The 17,667-nt window shown below is 38.2% G+C and carries 14 protein-coding genes; 4 read left to right on the plus strand and 10 right to left on the minus strand.

The features are described 5' to 3' along the window. Together ACFQRG_RS19905 and ACFQRG_RS19910 are read left to right on the plus strand one after the other, a co-directional pair. A complete protein-coding gene (locus ACFQRG_RS19905; protein ID WP_380969437.1) occupies window positions 1-1,848 on the plus strand; it encodes a DHA2 family efflux MFS transporter permease subunit in 1,848 nt (615 codons plus the stop codon). 185 nt (window positions 1,849-2,033) lie between these two features. Then, entirely contained in the window at window positions 2,034-2,453 is a 420-nt protein-coding gene (locus tag ACFQRG_RS19910) for a MarR family winged helix-turn-helix transcriptional regulator (protein ID WP_380969439.1), read from the plus strand. Between the two features lie 623 nt (window positions 2,454-3,076). On the opposite strand, the gene ACFQRG_RS19915 is transcribed toward ACFQRG_RS19910, so the two are convergent. The 7 genes from ACFQRG_RS19915 to ACFQRG_RS19945 form a co-directional block, all read right to left on the minus strand. Next, on the minus strand, window positions 3,077-3,250 hold the full coding sequence (locus ACFQRG_RS19915; RefSeq protein WP_380969441.1) for a hypothetical protein: 174 nt from the start codon (window positions 3,248-3,250) through the stop codon (window positions 3,077-3,079). Further along, window positions 3,250-4,413 carry a DUF4062 domain-containing protein gene (locus ACFQRG_RS19920; RefSeq protein WP_380969443.1) on the minus strand — a complete coding sequence of 388 codons (1,164 nt, stop codon included), beginning with the start codon at window positions 4,411-4,413 and terminating at the stop codon, window positions 3,250-3,252. The genes ACFQRG_RS19915 and ACFQRG_RS19920 overlap by 1 nt, the downstream gene beginning before the upstream one ends. 155 nt (window positions 4,414-4,568) lie before the next feature. Further along, the gene (locus ACFQRG_RS19925) at window positions 4,569-5,360 is read right to left on the minus strand and encodes a nucleotidyltransferase (protein WP_380969445.1); all 792 of its coding nucleotides are present in this window, start codon (window positions 5,358-5,360) and stop codon (window positions 4,569-4,571) included. A 75-nt stretch (window positions 5,361-5,435) separates the two neighbouring features. Further along, complete coding sequence (locus ACFQRG_RS19930) at window positions 5,436-7,253, minus strand: ABC transporter ATP-binding protein (RefSeq protein ID WP_380969447.1); 1,818 nt, start codon at window positions 7,251-7,253, stop codon at window positions 5,436-5,438. Further along, window positions 7,246-9,006, minus strand: coding sequence for an ABC transporter transmembrane domain-containing protein (locus ACFQRG_RS19935; protein ID WP_380969449.1), 1,761 nt, complete (start codon window positions 9,004-9,006; stop codon window positions 7,246-7,248). Before ACFQRG_RS19935 ends, ACFQRG_RS19930 begins: the two co-directional genes overlap by 8 nt. Before the next feature lie 404 nt (window positions 9,007-9,410). After that, complete coding sequence (locus ACFQRG_RS19940) at window positions 9,411-10,865, minus strand: NADP-dependent glyceraldehyde-3-phosphate dehydrogenase (RefSeq protein ID WP_380969452.1); 1,455 nt, start codon at window positions 10,863-10,865, stop codon at window positions 9,411-9,413. Window positions 10,866-11,281: 416 nt separating this feature from the next. Next, entirely contained in the window at window positions 11,282-11,836 is a 555-nt protein-coding gene (locus ACFQRG_RS19945; RefSeq protein ID WP_380969454.1) for a DJ-1/PfpI family protein, read from the minus strand. Window positions 11,837-12,092: 256 nt separating this feature from the next. Between ACFQRG_RS19945 and ACFQRG_RS19950 the strand changes: the two genes are divergently transcribed. Further along, window positions 12,093-14,189, plus strand: coding sequence for a DNA topoisomerase III (locus ACFQRG_RS19950; RefSeq protein ID WP_380969456.1), 2,097 nt, complete (start codon window positions 12,093-12,095; stop codon window positions 14,187-14,189). Window positions 14,190-14,298: 109 nt separating this feature from the next. On the opposite strand, the gene ACFQRG_RS19955 is transcribed toward ACFQRG_RS19950, so the two are convergent. Continuing rightward, window positions 14,299-15,183, minus strand: coding sequence for an alpha/beta hydrolase fold domain-containing protein (locus tag ACFQRG_RS19955; RefSeq protein WP_380969458.1), 885 nt, complete (start codon window positions 15,181-15,183; stop codon window positions 14,299-14,301). A 205-nt stretch (window positions 15,184-15,388) separates the two neighbouring features. On the opposite strand from ACFQRG_RS19955, the gene ACFQRG_RS19960 reads away from it, so the two are divergent. Then, a complete protein-coding gene (locus ACFQRG_RS19960; RefSeq protein ID WP_380969460.1) occupies window positions 15,389-15,937 on the plus strand; it encodes a TetR/AcrR family transcriptional regulator in 549 nt (182 codons plus the stop codon). Between the two features lie 264 nt (window positions 15,938-16,201). Here the strand turns inward: ACFQRG_RS19960 and ACFQRG_RS19965 are convergent, their stop codons facing one another. Together ACFQRG_RS19965 and pfkA are read right to left on the minus strand one after the other, a co-directional pair. Next, window positions 16,202-16,462 (minus strand): GapA-binding peptide SR1P, encoded by a 261-nt coding sequence (locus ACFQRG_RS19965; protein ID WP_380969462.1) that lies wholly within the window; start codon window positions 16,460-16,462, stop codon window positions 16,202-16,204. A 155-nt stretch (window positions 16,463-16,617) separates the two neighbouring features. Next, entirely contained in the window at window positions 16,618-17,574 is a 957-nt protein-coding gene (gene pfkA / locus ACFQRG_RS19970) for a 6-phosphofructokinase (RefSeq protein WP_380969464.1), read from the minus strand. Window positions 17,575-17,667 lie beyond the last annotated feature (93 nt).

The following is a 17,667-nucleotide window of genomic DNA, read 5'->3' on the forward strand; positions in this document are numbered from 1 at the left end:
ATGACAGCGTTTATTGTGGGATATGTGATCTTCGTCATTTTAGTTATCATTGGGTTGAACCTCCTGATACGAAGACGAAAAGACCAACCCCAGCCGGCGAATGATGCCGACGATTCCAGGGCAGAAAGACAAATGCAGCACCAACGCGCGGTATCCCGTAATGCTGCGGAATTTGTAACGAATAATAGTTCCAGCGAAGTAACAAGCGATATCTTGCATAAAGGCAGCTCGAACAATCTGCCAATGGTTACCGAACAGAAAGATTCTGATCATCATTTGGATATTAAACCGGCACCGATTATTTTTGTTCTGATCATGGGCGCATTTGTTGCCATTCTTAATCAAACGTTAATGAATGTCGCCTTACCTAAGATCATGAACGACTTTAACATAACCACCAGTACAGCACAGTGGTTAACGACCATTTATATGCTCGTTAACGGTGTGTTAATTCCAATTACAGCTTTTCTTATGGAGAAATTTTCGACAAGGGTATTGTTTGTCGGTGCAATGCTATTTTTTGCTGTCGGTACATTTATTTGTGCGATCACCCCGAATTTTTCTATAATGCTGGTCGGAAGGGTCGTTCAAGCGATAGGTGCAGGTATCATTATGCCGCTTATGACAAATGTCTTCTTAACAATCTTCCCGCCTGAAAAACGCGGTGCAGCAATGGGAATGATGGGTGTTGCCATGATTTTTGCGCCGGCTGTCGGGCCAACATTATCAGGTTGGATTGTTGAAAATTGGACATGGCGGTTATTATACTGGATCGTTTTACCGTTTGCGGTTCTGGATATTATCCTTGCGCTTGTCTTCTTGAAAAATGTCTTTAAGTTAAAGAATCCTAAGCTTGATATTTGGGGTGTTATTTTTTCAACGATTGGCTTTGCAGGCGTTTTATATGCCTTCAGTGAAGCAGGAAATGACGGTTGGTCGGATGCAAAAGTAGTAGTTACTCTAATCGTTGGTATCATTGGTTTAATTGCTTTTGTTTGGCGCGAATTAGCAATGAAATCGCCAATGCTTGACTTTAGAGTATTTAAGTACGGGATATTTTCGTTAACGCAAGTGATTAATGCTGTTGTAACAATGGCCATGTATGCGGCTATGATCCTCATGCCTGTTTATCTGCAAAACATTCGCGGTTTTACACCTTTGGAATCCGGATTGTTAATGCTTCCGGGTGCCATAGTTATGGGGATTATGTCACCGGTAACAGGCATATTGTTCGATAAATTAGGCGCACGTCCTCTTGCAATCATTGGACTTGTCATTACAGTCATCACAACATACGAATTTACCCAATTAACAGATCAGACAACCTATCATTGGATCTTAATATTATACATGGTGCGTATGTTTGGGATGTCTATGTTAATGATGCCAATTATGACCGAAGGATTAAATGCTTTACCTCGCAGGTTAAATGCGCATGGAACGGCAATGTCTAATACATTAAGACAGGTTGCAGGATCCGTAGGTACGGCTCTATTAGTTACTGTGATGTCGACAAGAACAACATTCCATACTGCAAACTTTGCAAATAACATGACGTCAAGCAATATTAACTTTGCCAATCAAGTCAATGCGTTAGGTCAAGGTTTTGAAGCTAGCGGGAGTGCAGCTCCGGGAGCCGGACAAGGCATGGTTCAAAGCTTGCTGTTAGGAAATGTCAGTAAACTTGCCACAATCCAAGGTATTAATGATGCCTTTATGGTTGCTACTGGTCTTGCCGTTTTAGGATTGATTCTATCATTCTTTATTAAACGTGCGGTACCGCCGGATGTGAAAGAGCAGCAAAAAGCAGCTGATGAAAAAGTTCATCGTCCAGTTACTGAATCATAGGGGAGAAGAAATTCACAGCTTCTTCCCTTCCTTTTACTCTCGATTTATCATTTTTTGGTAAAAAATTGTTTTCGCTTTCCTAATAAGGTATTTTTATAAAATTAGAGTAAACTTACCGTGTCTTTATAGGAAAGGAGAGGACAAGGGTACAGTTACATGATTGTGTTTAAAGGTGGTTGAAGAAATTGGAGGAAAGAAAAGAAATTATCCACCAGTTTGAAGAAAATTTTCATTTACTTATAAAAAAGTTTAAGAAAGATATTGGCGAAATATTTGGAAAGGAAATGACGATCCATGAATTTTTGTTTTTAAAACAATTAAGTGACGGAAAACCGCAAACGGGATCAGCCTTATCAAAAAAAATGAAAGTGTCTGCAAGCTATATTACTTCGTTAGTAGATATACTTATTAAAAAGGGATATATTAATAGAAATCGTTCCTTTAAAGATCGCCGTATCGTAGAACTAACGATTACTGAAAGCGGCGCAGAAGTTTTAAATAAAATAGATAATAAAAAGATTGAGTATATGTCGCGGAAGTTGGCTGTTATATCAGATTTGGAATTAGAGATTTTGAACTTATTACTTAATAAAATTAAGCGTTAAAAGCTCGTCATTTCGGCGGGTTTTTTACTTTATATGCCATAAGATTTTAATAGAGCTCATAGAGACCTAAAACCATAGGACTATTCCTGTGTACCCTTTCAACCTTTATAATTAAGATAAAATCCCATGAGGTGTTTTAACATGTCTAACTTCCAAGAATTACTCAATCTTAAATTAGGCATCTTTAGAGAAATACTAGAAGTTATTGAATGTCAAGTTTGCGGTCACTATGAAATATACTATATGGACCCTATAACTAAGAAATCAATAGGCAGGGCGTGTGAAAACTGCAATTTTATTCAAAAATTTGATTTTTAGACTGCTTATATATTAAGAATTAATGCCCTTTGTTTCACTATATAAAAAAAGCGATCCCCCTTCAAGAATCGCTGTCAGTTAGTCCTGCTTAATTGATTTCCAAAGCCGTACTTTGCACCTAAGATGCTGTTTAATTATAATAGCGAGAATTGCTTCTATAACAAAAGCATACAATGGAGAACTTTTTAAAATAAACATTGGTAAATCAAAAATGTATAAAGTGGTAACTCCTAAATTCACATTATATATAAACTTGTTATTACTTTCCATATCAAATCTAATTATAAGCTTTAAGTTTTAATATCTTAATAACCAAAGCCTTTACGTTTTTTATTTTTGCCAAAAGCTTGTTGTAATCGACGATTGGTTTCATCGAAGCGTTTTGCTTTTTCTTCAATGTACTTTTTATCAGCATTTACAGAACCGGAGGCAACATGGATAATATTGTCATTCCCAAAACGAAGTATCTTTGTGCTCATTACTTAATCCCTCCTAGTAATTGTATGGCAAAATCACGATAAAGTGCTGGTTCTGTTTCCATTATATCACGCATTATATCTACTTTAAAGCGTTGTACATTCTCTTCATTCCACAAAGAATCGACCGGATAATGAAAACAAATAACATAATTCCCTGATTTTAGGGATAAATAAAATTGCCTTTTTTCTTCGCTGTAAAATAATTCTGGCTTTGAAGTTTTAAAAGCTTTTACAACAAATGAGGACGAATCATCTATACTATAAAATTCATTATCTTCACTTGCCATTCCGGAAGCAGCAACTAATTGAAGCTGTGTACCATTTTTCTTATAAAGTGTGCTCCCTGAACATGATTCATATTCACCAAGTATCTTTTCAAATACAGTGCCAGGTTTATAATAAACAGTTCCTTTTTTCAAAAAACGTTGTAAATATTCTAGAAACATTTTTGGTTTTTGTATTTCGCCATCTTGTAAATAACTGATCATTTTTGAAGTAAATTCAGCGTGTTTACGGTAAATGGGACCTTCCGCGATTTGTTCATCAATATCTTTTTGAAATGCAAGATACTTACTTCCCTGACGAAATAAATCGCTAAAGTATTTCTTAATTATTTTTACTGTATCAACACCTAAGGATATTTGTTCTAAGTAATAGCCTTTTTTGTATATATCATATAAAAATCCCCAAACATATGAATCAATGCTCTTAGAAGTTTCTGGATGTTTATTCCACGCTGCTTCAGCAATATCCCGATAAGTATCAGGCTCCATATTGTGTTCCTTTTTATAACTTTCAACCATTTCAGCAATGGTAAACCGTAGATCATTCCAGAACAGGTTATAGATATAATCTTCTACAAAAACAATAATATATTTATTATTTTGATGTGCCTTTTGAAATTCGCAATGTGTGATTGTTGCATTATACCTGCTGTCGTAGTTCCCGGCCTTTTGCGAAACAAACAATAAAAAGATATCACATCTCAAAACATGTTCTAAACAATTTTCTACTAACTCTTGAGGTGGCCATGGTCCAAAATCTTTTTCATACATTTGTGGGTTATGTTCCATAGTCTTTAGTTCGGTATGTATCCCTTCCCTTAATTGAGTTAAGTGATCTTCAGCAGCAGAACTTATGAAAATTTTTGCTGATTCAGGCAAAATTAACACCTCTCTAAATACAGTTTTTTATCTATTTCGGCATTTCCTTTGGCACTCCTGTTTTTAAACAGCAATTTCTATTAACCTTGCTTAAACCGCATTTAAATAAGTCCGTTAAAGACCTAATCTCTTTTCCTTGTTTGGATTATAAATCATTAGCCAGCTTCTTTAACTAGCCAAATTCCAAAATTATTGATGAATTCGAGCAAGCTATCAGCATTTGTAGTTGGAGCAATAGCATAATGTAGTGCTTTTCTCATTAGAGGCTCCTGTTCTGGAAAGTTGACCGAAAACAATTTATAAGCTGGGTAAAGATCCCGTGTGTAGACCCTGTTAATCATTACGAGTGCGAGACCCGCTCGGATCACTATTTTCATAATCCAAATGCAGCAATCCTTGATATCTTCTGGATCTTCATTACCTGTTAGATCAATTTGAGCCTGTTGAATTTGACTCCTTAGGTTAACAAGGTGTTCATTAGCTAACCGCTTATCTGCTTTAAAATTAGGCAAATCTATTGTTACGTCTTTACCAAAGACACAGATACTATGTGTTTTTAGCATAAAAGGAATAATGGAAAAGAATGATGTATCCAGAATATCGTTTATATAGTAAAAACTTAATTCAACACCATTGACACAATCAAACTCATCATTAATCTCCTGCTCGGTTTGCTCTACCCAATGCAAATCTAAGTCATTAGATTTCTTGTTGGTAACAGCAATGGTATCTAAATCGGATACACCCATTAACCCCAATCCGCGTGGTATTGAACCTCTAATATAAATGCTATGAATATCTTCACCTAAATAATGCAGATAAGCATCTTTTACTTTCCGAATGACCTTATGAAACTCTGGTCCGACCTTACCTATATCCGAGTCATTAACGATATATCCTTCATTATCAGTTGAACAGTAGCGCCCAATTTTTTTAATCGCTGTCATTACCATTCCCCTTCTACCTTTTTCCACTCTTTTTTAGTTTCTTTGTAGAAAACTCCCTTCTTACCCGACGCTTATTTAAGAAGACTCTCCACTTCTTGTCGCAAGGCAGCGAAGATTTTTATTCAAGTCGTCGCCTTTCTGAAGCATATACATCTTATGATACAATCCTTTTAACCCTAACAGTTCTTGATGCGTCCCTCTCTCAACTATTTCCCCTTTATGCAAAACTAAAATTTGATCGGCATCTTGAATGGTTGACAGGCGGTGAGCGATAGCAATGGTTGTTCTGCCTTTCCGCATTTTCTTAAGCGCTTCTTGGATCGCTTCTTCTGTCTCTGTATCGACGCTTGCTGTCGCTTCATCGAGAACAAGAATTTTCGGATTAAGCGCCATAGTTCTGGCAAATGATAATAATTGCCTCTGTCCGCTGGATAATGTGGCTCCCCGTTCTCCTATTGGTTCATCATATTTTCCTGGCAGCTTTTCAATAAAGGTGTCAGCCTGAACAAATTCAGCCGCTTCAACAACCTCTTCATCAGAAATATGATCGCAGCTCAGACGAATATTCGATTTTATATCACCGACAAAAAGGAAAGAGTCTTGGAGAACAAGCCCGACTTTCCGGCGCAGCTCATCATCATAAAAGGATTGAAGCGGCGCTCCGTCAATCGTAATCTTCCCCCTGTTTATCGGATAAAATCTCATCAATAGATTAATAATCGAGCTTTTGCCGCTGCCGGTATGACCAACTAGCGCAACCGTTTCTCCCGGTTTTGCTGTAAAAGAAATATTTTTTAAAATATCGGTTTTCCCATCATATGAAAAGCTGACATTTTCAAATTCAACCATCCCTTCGTTAATAGATGGCGTTTCTTCTCCCGCTTTTACCGGGGCCATTCGATGATCATCAAGAAGACCGAAAACCCGTTCCGCTGAAACGAGCGCCTGCTGAAATCGTGACAATTGCATCATCATTGAGTTAATTGGTTCAAAAAACTGATCAAGGTAGTTAACAAAGGCATACAGGACACCGACTTCGATAATTGTTCCGAATGATTGGATACCAAAGAAACTCAGCGTGATAATCAGTACCAATAAATAAAGTGTATAGACCGCTGGACGAAGCATCAGGCTATTTAATCGGATGCTTTTCATCATAGCGCCAAAGTGCTGCCCGTTAATCGCACCGAATTCTTTCTTAAGCCGCATTTCCTGTCTCATTGCCTGAATCATATTCATACCTTGCAAAGATTCATTGAGTTTGGCATTCAACTGGCTTAACTTTTGCCGTGTCATCATGTAAACTTTTGAACTGAAGTGACGATAAACTTGCATTAAAATAAAAATAATTGGAAAAATGACAAGACAAATCAAAGTCAGCTTAACATCCAAACTAAACATGCCAATAAAAATACCAATTAAAAGGGTGATACTCTGAACAAATGTTGACAGCACACTGACATAGAGATCTTTAATTGCTTCAGTATCGTTGGTAATTCTTGAAACCAGACTCCCCCCAGGTGTTTGGTCAAAAAAAGTAAGACCAAGGTGCTGAACCTTACCAAAAACATCGACACGAAGCTGTTGAATAATTTTAAGGGCAATTTTCTGAAAAGAGATCAGCTGAAAATAATGCATAAATGCCGAGACTACATATATCAAGATAAATGAAACAATCAATATTGTTAATGGCAGCGGATCGAATCTGCGCGGCATCAGAAAACTGTCTATAAAAACTTTTGCTAAGATCGGACCTAGTACATCTGCCGCCGTCGCAATGATCAGCATCGTAAATGCTCCTGCCAGCGCCTTTTTATGGGGCTTCATATAACCCAACAGCCTGCGAAAAGCATTTTTGTGTGAAACAGTTTCCATCGTATAGCGTTCACTCATAAATAACTCCCCCTTGCTCGACAAGAGACTCAAGCTGCTGCCTTCTGAACATTGACGCATACCAGTTATCGTTTGCCATTAAAGTTTCATGGGTCCCGCGCTCAACGATCTGCCCGTCTTCGAGTACTAAAATAAGGTCTGCATGTTGAATGGCACTGAGCCTGTGGGCAGAAATCAATGTTGTTTTATTATCGCGGTTATCTTTTAATGCTTGTAAAATTGCTTCCTCAGTATGAGCATCCACAGCCGACAGCGAATCATCGAGGATTAAAATCTCCGGATTAATTAATAAGGCACGGGCGATAGAGATTCTTTGCTTTTGCCCTCCTGATAAAGTTACACCGCGTTCGCCGACAACTGTATCATAACCTTCCTCAAACTCAAGAATGTCATCATGGATATTCGCGAGTTTCGCAACACGTTCAATATCCTTCATTGATGCTCCCGGCTCTGCAAAGGCAATATTCTCAGCGATTGTTGCTGAAAAAAGAAAATGATCTTGCGGTACGTAACCGATCGCCTCACGTAATTTGGCCAACTTAACATCGTAAATAGACAACCCGCCTATTTGAATATCGCCATCTTCGCAGTCAAATTCCCTAAGCATTAATTTTAATAAAGTTGTCTTACCGCTGCCTGTTTTACCGACAACGCCGAGCGTTTGTCCTTGAGATAAAGAAAAATGAATGTCCTTAAGAGCGGGAATTGTTTTTTTCGGATATATCAAGTTGTTAATATTAAAAGATACGTTGCCGCTCGGTACAAAATCCAGTGCTCCCTTATGATCAACAATTTCAGGCCTAATCTCAAGAAGCTTACATATCCTGCCGTAAGAGGCCCGCCCGCGTTCAACAATATTGAACAACAATCCGAAAGCAAGCATCGGCCAAATCAGCTGACCCAAATAGAGTGTAAAGCTTGTTAATTGTCCGATCGTCATTGAACCGTGTACAACAAACACTGCGCCAAAGCTAAGGGACAATAAGTAACACATTCCAACGATGAATGTAATGGTCGGATCAAATAAAGCATCTGCTTTTGCAACAGCGATGTTTTTCGATACAACATCTGCCGATTGCTTACGAAACATGTCCTTCTGCGCTTCTTCCTGGCCAAACGCTTTAATGACCCGGACTCCCGCAATATTTTCTTGTACCTTATCATTTAATTCAGAAAAGGCTGCCTGTGCCTTATGGAAGCGTTTATGTAAAAGTGAAGCATAGTAGCTTGTTGCCCAAGCTAAAAACGGCATCGGAATTAAGGCGATGAGTGTCAGTTTCCAGCTGACAAGCGTAATCATTGAAATGATTACCATGCCGCCCATCGATATTGAATCAATTAGTGTTAAAATGCCTTCACCTGCCGCATCTTGCACAGCTAAAATGTCATTCGTCGAGTGGGCCATTAAATCGCCAATCCGCCTTTTATTGAAAAAGCCCGGCGACATTTTCGTAAAATGATGAAATAAGCGGTCACGCAGCAATCTCGCTAACCGGACGGATGAACCGAAAATCATCTGGCGCCAAATAAAACCTGCCGTATAGCTGATAACCCCGGCAACGGCTAAAATAACGACCCATTTTCCTAATACAGCTGGTGTTAAAGTCCTCTTTCGAATGGCATCAACAATCACACCAACAACATATGGCGGCAGCATAGATATCAAGCTTGAACACATTAAGAAAATAATACCAATGAGATATTTCCATTTCTCCTGCTTAAAATACCACCACAGATCCATAAATATCCGCATACGCCATCCCCCTTTCATCCAAAAAAAGGCATAAAAAATACCATGAGGTGATATTACACCCCCATGGCATACTTCAGCCATTCACTAGTTAACTCAAAAAAGATTGTTACCTTAAATGAGTCCCAACAGGGTTATACCACCGTAAAGCTTTAAATGATTATCGGCAATGCTTAGTAATCCTTTAAACATGATATAACCCCCCTCTCATTTTAGATGGTAATCTTTTCTACATAGTTTATTATATTAATTTTTAAATTATTAGTAAAATTTTTTATTTATAAATAAAAAGACCTTTGCTTAACTTAAACTGCAAAGGCCTTTCTGTTCTTTCCATTATATAATAATACTTTTACAACTTTGGCAACATCGTTATATTAATCAATCATGTACGGCTATTTTACAAGTTAATCAGCAATATTTAAAACCGTTACCTTTTCGCGCGTCATTGATTCGATGCTTTTGCGAATGCCTTGCACGCCCAAACCTGATCCTTTTACACCGATAAACGGGAAGTGGTCGGGGCCGCGTTCAGTACGTCCGTTAATTTGGACAGAGCCTGTTTCTATTTTATCGGCAATCGCAAATGCTTTGTTTATGTCTTTTGTGAAGACACTTGCTTGTAATCCGAATTCAGACTCATTTGCGAATTTAACAGCTTCTTCATCAGATGATACACGAATGACAGGCAATACGGGGCCGAAGGGTTCTTCCCAAGCGACTCTCATGTCTTCTGTCACATGATCAAGAAGAGTTGGGTAAATCAAATTCCTGTCACGCCTGTTTCCTGTTAAAGGTATTGCCCCCTTTTCGATGGCATCATCAATCAAACCTTGAACAAAATCAGCTGACCCGCCATCAATTAAAGGAACAACAGTACAACCGTCTTCTGGGGAACCTACAGATAACTTTTCAATTTCTTCTTTCAGAATGTCGACCAGCTCATCCGCCGCTTTTTCATGGACTAACACACGCTTGATTGCGGTACAGCGCTGGCCGGAATAGGAAAAGGCACCGCTAATGATATGTTTGGCAGCTTCCTTTAAATCGGCGTCTTCACGTACAATACCCGGGTCTTTTCCGCCAAGTTCTAGAACAAGCGGAATCATAGCAGCTTTTTTCGCCAAGCGGACACCTGTATTGGTTCCCCCTGTAAAGGAAATCATGTTGATGCCCTTATGTTCCACAAGGTAATCGCCAATCACTGAACCGCGCCCTGTAATAATATTAACAAGACCTTTTGGAAGTCCAGCTTTATGAAGAGCCTCAATCATTTTAATACCGCTGATCGCACCTTGCGTCGCCGGCTTAAAGATAACAGCATTTCCTGAAATGAGCGCCGGGGCTATTTTTGCTGCCGATAAATTGACCGGATAGTTAAACGGAGAGATCGCCAATACAACGCCGAGCGGAACACGTTCGATGATTGCAATTTTAGATTTAGATCCGCCAGGGAAGCTGTCTCCTTTCATACTTTCCCCGTGCATATGCAGTGCTTCTTCCACTGTGTAACGAATGAAATCTGATGTGCGTAAGACTTCATTTCTAGCATCTTTCAGGCTTTTGCCAACTTCCTTCATAATGATTTCTGCTATTTCATCCTGCATGTTAACTAATTCATCGGCCCAACGATATAAATAATTCGCACGATCCTGAAGCGAATTTTCAGCCCATCCTTTTTGTGCCGCCTGCGCGAAATGAATGGCTTCATCAACTTCTTCTTGCGATATCGATTGTACCTTACCAATAGGTTCATTAAGGTAAGGTGAACGGATTTCAATTGTTTCACCTGACTTGCTTTCCTTCCATTCCCCGTTTGCATAAAACTCATAAGTTAATAAATTTAATACTTCAGTTGTCATATAACGCCTCCTCAATTAAATATCAAATTTTTTATATATAATTTTCAATCTCTCGCTTTATATAAAGATTGCATAGAGATTGTTATTACCTGCCAATTTATTTAATGGGATAAAATAAGTCCTTTAGGGACATTTTAGGTCCCGACTGGGTATAAAAAAACTATTCAGATAATTAATCGGCTTTATTTCCCTTGATAACTGTAATTTTTCTCTGTACGGAAATATATTACTTTTTTCAAAAGGGCCTTTAGTTATCCAATTAACTATTTTTTGATTTTTGTTATTATTTATATAATCACAATTATTCCAATGTGTCAACTTGGTTTTATTCTGTTTTTTTAAAAATACAGCCGCCATTTGAAAGGTTTTTAAATTGAGAAAGTTGAGCCTTGGCACTCGTCCAAGGCTTCATCATTTTATTTCATTAACTTCAAAAATTCTCTCATAAATCCTGGCAAGTCCGGCCAAGCATGTCCAGATACTAAGTTGCCGTCAACATACAGCGTTTCTGTCGTATATTTGGCACCAAGATTTTCCACATCAAACTGACAGGCACTGAAAGCCGTCATTGTTTTTCCTTTAAAATATTCTTTATTTTTTAAGGCTTCCAGTACAAGCGCCGCGTGACAAATAGCGCCGACCGGTTTATTATTTTCAAAGAAGTGATTGAGAATCCGCGGAATATTTTCATCCAGACGAATGTACTCTGGTGCTCGTCCGCCTGGTATAATCAAACCATCATAGTCAGCGGGATCGACATCCGCAAAAGCTGTATGGGATTCAAGTAAATAAGCTTGCTTCTCGATGTATGTGTCCCAGTCTACAAAATCATGGGCAACAGTATGCAATACTTTCTTTTTCGGTGAAGCAATAACCGCCTCATAACCTTCTTCTAACAGGCGATAATAAGGATAAAAAATTTCTAGTGCTTCAACGGCATCTCCGGTAATTAGAAGAACTTTTTTAGCCAAACACATGCACTCCTTTAATTTTTCAAATTCCTTTATATCATTATCTACCTTAGCTGAAATTATTGTAAACCGGGTCTTTTTGTCGAATTTTTACTTTTTTTGATTTTTTCTTGATCACTGCCTCAACAGCTAACAGTTTTTTAAAGCTGCTATTTCAGCTATACTTGTAGAGTGAAACTTCCATCAAAGAGGGGAATTCGTTTCATCCCTCTTTAATGGTTAGTATAGATTTGCGATTTTTGAAAGGAAGTTTTTAATGAAATCACTTGTACTTGCTGAAAAGCCAAGTGTGGCACGTGACCTTGCCCGTGTTCTTGGCTGTAAGCAAAATAATAAAAACTATATTGAAGGCCCAAAACATATCGTTACATGGGCGCTCGGACATCTTGTCGAATTAAAAATGCCCGAAGACTATAACAAGGAATATAAAACATGGCGGCTTGAAGATTTGCCGATTATCCCTAATCACATGGGACTTAAAACAATCCGGAAGACGAGTCATCAATATAAAGCTATTGAAAGACTGTCAAAAAGAAAAGATCTTAAAGATTTGGTAATTGCGACCGATGCCGGACGTGAAGGTGAACTGGTTGCCAGATGGATCATTGAAAGAATTCATTGGAAAAAGCCAATTAAGCGCCTTTGGATCTCTTCCCAAACAGATCGGGCAATCCGTGATGGTTTTAAACAATTGAAGCCCGCCAAGCAGTACGACGACCTTTATCAATCCGCCGTTTGCCGCGCCGAAGCCGACTGGCTGATCGGTTTAAATGTGACAAGAGCACTGACAACTAAATATGATGACCCATTGTCAGCAGGAAGAGTGCAAACACCGACTTTATCTATGATTTTAGATCGTGAGAAAGAAATTCAATCGTTTAGACCTCAAGAATACTGGACAATTGCCGCCAAGTTCGGCCCTCTTAAAGCCGCTTGGGAACGAAATGGAGAAAAACGGCTTTTCGATGAAAAGATGGCCCAAGCGATTCATGGTAAAGTCAACGGCAAAATGGGCGCTGTCCGTGACATTAATAGAAAGGAAAAAGTCGAGCAGCACCCGCTGCCATACGATTTAACAGAGTTGCAGCGGGATGCCAACAGACGTTTTGGTTTCTCAGCTAAAAAAACATTAAATACACTGCAGCGTCTTTATGAGCATTATAAACTGGTGACTTATCCGCGTACGGATTCCCGTTACCTGACTAAAGATATGGAAGCAACCATGTTTGACAGACTCAAAGCCCTTTCATCAAGCTACAAAGCTGAGATCCAGCCGATTTTAAAACAAAAAGGACGAGTCGTTGCTAAAAAGGTGTTTAATGATGCAAAAGTTACGGATCACCATGCGATCATTCCAACGGATGAAACACCATTTTTAGGAGATCTCACAAGCGATGAACGCAAGCTTTATGACATCATCGTCCGCCGCTTCCTGACTCTGTTTTATCCATCTTACAAATATGCGAGCATCCAAGTAACTATTGACGCTGAAGGTGAGACGTTTGTTGCACGTGAAACGGCCGTTATTGATAAAGGCTTCAAAGCAATAACAAGCGGAGATGAGGAAAAAGAAGCAAACCATCAGCTTGAAAATCTCAAAAGAGGGCAGACACTTTCAACCAAAGAATTAACGATTGATAAAAGATTAACCGAACCGCCGAACCGTTACTCCGAAGCCGATTTACTATCCCGAATGGAAAAATACGGTCTTGGCACGCCGGCGACACGGGCGGATATTATTGAAAAATTATTATCATCGCAATCGGTTGACAGGAAAAACGGACGGCTTTATCCAACACCAAAGGGAAAACAGCTGATCGACCTTGTCAATGATGAACTAAAATCACCTGAACTTACCGCCAGCTGGGAAAGGCAGCTTGAAGATATTGCCCGCGGCAAAGGAAATCCAAATGCCTTCTTAAGCAACATCCGCAAGAAAACCAAATGGCTCGTCTCAGAAATTAAAACGAGTGATAAATCATACCGGGCTCACAACATAACCGGCTCAAAATGTCCGGAATGCGGCTCGCTTATGAAGGAAATCAAAGGCAAGGACGGCAGAATTCTCGTTTGCTCAAATCGGGAATGCGGTCACCGTAAACGGAAGGATCCGAAATTATCAAACCGCCGCTGCCCGCAATGCCATAAACGCATGGAAATCCATAAAGGCAACGCCGGCGTTTACTTCCAATGCCGGAACTGTAACGTTGTAGAAAAAGCCGATAATCAGAAGAAAGCTGTGACTAAGCGAGAAGAACGCCAGCTTCTCAAAAAATATAGCAAACAGGATGATTCGTTTGCAAATAACAGCCTTGCCGATGCTTTGAAATCAGCACTTAAAGATAAAGAATAAATATAAAGAAAACACTGCATGCCATTCCAGCTTGCAGTGTTTTCTTTTGCATTTTAAAAAAGGCCTTTAACAAAAAAACTAATATAAAAAAGTGTCATTTATCACCTTTTTAGTTGTATTTCTTCAAAAACTTGACCACATCATTGGTCATTTTGGCTGCTTCCTCGGTTCTGGATGTTCCGAGGAGCTGAGTTGATTGGCTATGGGAAAGAGTTTTAGCTTTAAAATCTTCGACGGTGTTGCCAGCCTTTTTTGTTTTGTCCATAAATATTTCACTAGTATTTATGACATTGTCAATCAAAAACATTGGCGGAAGATTTTTGTTTGCTGCATAAGTAAACGGTGAAGCTTCTTCCCATACTTTTTGATCGTTTCCAAACACTTTTTTGTAGCTTCCAAATTTTTTTATAAAATCTGTTAAATCAAGTGGGCCTTCTATGTTCACAACAGAATTGATCGTTTTGGATGAGAGCCCTACATTATTCAAATAGTTTGGATTTGCAGCGACTAGCATCATTAAATGACCGCCGGCAGAATGGCCCATCAGGTTTATTTTCGTTCGATCAAAATGATACTTGTTGACATTGTCATACACCCATTTAATTGAATTGGAAACATTATTTTCCATTTCCTTGCAGGTTGCTTCCGGGGATAAGCGATAGTTAATTGAAATGAATGCATAACCTTTTTTAGTAAAAAATTCTGGTTTTGCTGAAACGTTTGTTTTATCCCCGCCTCTCCATCCGCCACCATGTGCATAAATGATAACAGGCAGTTTCTTCCCGCTTTGAACTTTTCGTGTATAGAGATCTAATGTTTGCTTTGGGTTACTGCCATATTTAAGATTCGATTCTTTGACATCTTGTCCACTAGCACTCACCTCTTGTCTACTAGAATGCTGAAAATAATAAAATGCCGACCCTAAAACGAGAATAAGGAAAACGATAAACGATATTAAGAGTCTTTGTTTCAAATGTATATTCCCTTTTTCCATATTGATCCCTCTCCCTGTTTAATTATTTACTCCATTTCTCTATCATTCCTCTTTAAAAAAACAATATTGATTGATTAATCAACATTTGTTTATAATTATAGATATAAACACGTTTCCTTCAATGATTAAATAAAAACAATTCGTTGATTATTCAACATATTAATAAAAATTGTTGATTACCTTTAGGAAAGACTGGTGATTTAAAATGTCTAAAGTGGATAGAAGAATAACTAAAAGCCAAGAAGCTATAAAAAAAGCTGTTACTGAACTAATGACAGAAAAAAGTTTTGACGACATTACCATTCAAGATATTGCTGACAAGGCAAATGTTAATCGAGGAACCATCTATCTTCATTTCACAGATAAATACGATTTATTGGATAAGATGATTGAAGAACATATGAACAATCTCAGAGAACTATGCCAATCGGCTTCTGAGATGACGTTTCAAGAAGGAAATTATATCTGGTTCGAATACTTTGAGAATAACAAATTATTCTTTTCGACGATGTTAAAGAGTAAAGGTGCCCATTATTTTCGCAGTCGTTTTCTTGAGCTAGTCGTCCAAGAGTATAAACCTGAAGTTGATACAACCGAAGGAAAAAATCAAGGATTAAGTGAAGATGTAATTCTTCAATTTTTTGCCTCAGCCATCGTAGGGACAGTGGAATGGTGGTTTAAGAATGGAATGCATATTCCAACTCATGTAATAGCAGAACAAACTGGGGTATTGTTAGATAGAAATCTAGAATAATTGCCATTTCCACAAAAGAAATGACCTGAGTCCCAATCTATACGGGACTCAGGTTGCATATTTGTTTTTTTGATTAAGGACTGCTTGACAGGAGTCCACTTCATCTATTATTTCATTTGTAAGCATTATGCTACTAAGTAGAGCACTCATTTTTATGCTAATGCATTGGCTTTTATCACGCGCCTCTAACCTCTACGCCGGTTTCTTTTGCCGCTTCTACAAGTTCAAGGATTTCCTGTGCTGTTAAATTGACCTCGGCGGCTTTTATAGGATCCTCAATATGGGACGTTTTCGTAACGCCTTATTTTTGAAACAATCCGAACACATTCCATACAATGTTTTAACTCCTTCTGGGCCATTAACTATATCAATTACTTCCCCGCACACTTGACATATAATCGTTTCTTGTTTTACTTTTAATTCTTCCCCCATCATTTTCCCCCATATTTTTTTTATAGTTACTATGATAAAGACACAACTAAACGAATAATAAAGTGAAACTTCCATCAGTGGGATTTTGTTCATCCCTCACTGATGGTTAGTTGAACAAATCGGGGTGTTAGCGTCCGTTAACTACCGCCTAAACTTCGGCGCTTAAACTCAAGTTTTGAGGCGGGAGTTTTACGGACGGTTGCACCGGGATAAAACTTTTTTAGTCAAAAGCTAGCTTCTATTTATTTCTAGTGTAAAAGTCTTTCAAGCAACCTATATTTATCCTGCTTATCGATTATTTCGGCATTAACATTTTTAAGTTCTTTGTGGATAATTTTGTTTTCCTTAATTCCAATAGTTTGAACTGAATGTCCTTTTATTAAGAGTTCTACGGCCGCAATTCCCATTTTACTTGCTAATACCCGATCAAATGCTGAAGGTTTTCCCCCTCTTTGTATAAAACCTAACACCGTAGTTCTTACACTTATGTTTAATTTCTCTTCAATGTATCGTTGTAATTCCTGTAAATCAAACATTCTTTCTGTTATGATTACGAGGTTATCATGTTTTCCGCTACTTATTCTTAAGTGTAATTTTGAACATATGGTCTCAAAATCTAATTTTCTTTCCGGGGTTGATATTATTTCTCCTCCACCTGCTAAAGCCGAATATAAGGCTAAATCACCGCAATATCTTCCCATTACTTCGACAATAGTCGTCTTATCATGAGAAAAATCTGTATCTTTAATTTTACCTATACACTCCAATACTGTATTTAAAGTTGTATCAAAACCAATAGAATAATCTGTATATGCCAAATCATTGTCTATCGTTCCAGGTATACCGATCACTTTAATACCTAGTTCATGTAATTTTTCGGCTCCTTTTAATGACCCTTCTCCGCCAATTACAACCAAAAAATTTATATCAAATTTTTTTAAAACCTTAATAGCCTTTTTTCTTCCTGTTTCTAGCATAAATTCCGAAGACCTAGAAGTTTTTAATATTGTTCCGCCTTTATCAGCAATATCCTCTACCTTTGAAGAAGTTAATCGCTGAATTTTACCCTCAATTAAACCTTGGTAACCATACTGTATGCCCATTACATCTAGCTGATAGTAATTTGCTGTTTTTACTACCGCTCTAATAGCGACATTCATTCCCGGGGCATCTCCACCGCTTGTTAGGACCCCTATTTTGCTCATAACCAATACACCTCTTACACGATAAGGAAATTTCGCAGTTTATAAAAAATCTCCAGCAACTAGATAAACATTGCTGCCGGAATTCTTTAAGAT

The organism is Scopulibacillus cellulosilyticus, from assembly GCF_042665295.1.
GTDB classification, from domain to species: Bacteria; Bacillota; Bacilli; order Bacillales; family Sporolactobacillaceae; genus Scopulibacillus_A; species Scopulibacillus_A cellulosilyticus.

What these genes read in the sequence shown, in the direction of transcription:
- ACFQRG_RS19905 (WP_380969437.1), top strand. Translation starts at nt 1, where the DNA reads ATGACAGCGTTTATTGTGGGATATGTGATCTTCGTCATTTTAGTTATC.
- ACFQRG_RS19915 (WP_380969441.1), bottom strand. Translation starts at nt 3,250, where the DNA reads ATGAGCACAAAGATACTTCGTTTTGGGAATGACAATATTATCCATGTT.
- ACFQRG_RS19925 (WP_380969445.1), bottom strand. Translation starts at nt 5,360, where the DNA reads ATGACAGCGATTAAAAAAATTGGGCGCTACTGTTCAACTGATAATGAA.
- ACFQRG_RS19930 (WP_380969447.1), bottom strand. Translation starts at nt 7,253, where the DNA reads ATGAGTGAACGCTATACGATGGAAACTGTTTCACACAAAAATGCTTTT.
- ACFQRG_RS19935 (WP_380969449.1), bottom strand. Translation starts at nt 9,006, where the DNA reads ATGCGGATATTTATGGATCTGTGGTGGTATTTTAAGCAGGAGAAATGG.
- ACFQRG_RS19940 (WP_380969452.1), bottom strand. Translation starts at nt 10,865, where the DNA reads ATGACAACTGAAGTATTAAATTTATTAACTTATGAGTTTTATGCAAAC.
- ACFQRG_RS19950 (WP_380969456.1), top strand. Translation starts at nt 12,093, where the DNA reads ATGAAATCACTTGTACTTGCTGAAAAGCCAAGTGTGGCACGTGACCTT.
- ACFQRG_RS19955 (WP_380969458.1), bottom strand. Translation starts at nt 15,183, where the DNA reads ATGGAAAAAGGGAATATACATTTGAAACAAAGACTCTTAATATCGTTT.
- ACFQRG_RS19960 (WP_380969460.1), top strand. Translation starts at nt 15,389, where the DNA reads ATGTCTAAAGTGGATAGAAGAATAACTAAAAGCCAAGAAGCTATAAAA.
- ACFQRG_RS19965 (WP_380969462.1), bottom strand. Translation starts at nt 16,462, where the DNA reads ATGAACAAAATCCCACTGATGGAAGTTTCACTTTATTATTCGTTTAGT.
- pfkA (WP_380969464.1), bottom strand. Translation starts at nt 17,574, where the DNA reads ATGAGCAAAATAGGGGTCCTAACAAGCGGTGGAGATGCCCCGGGAATG.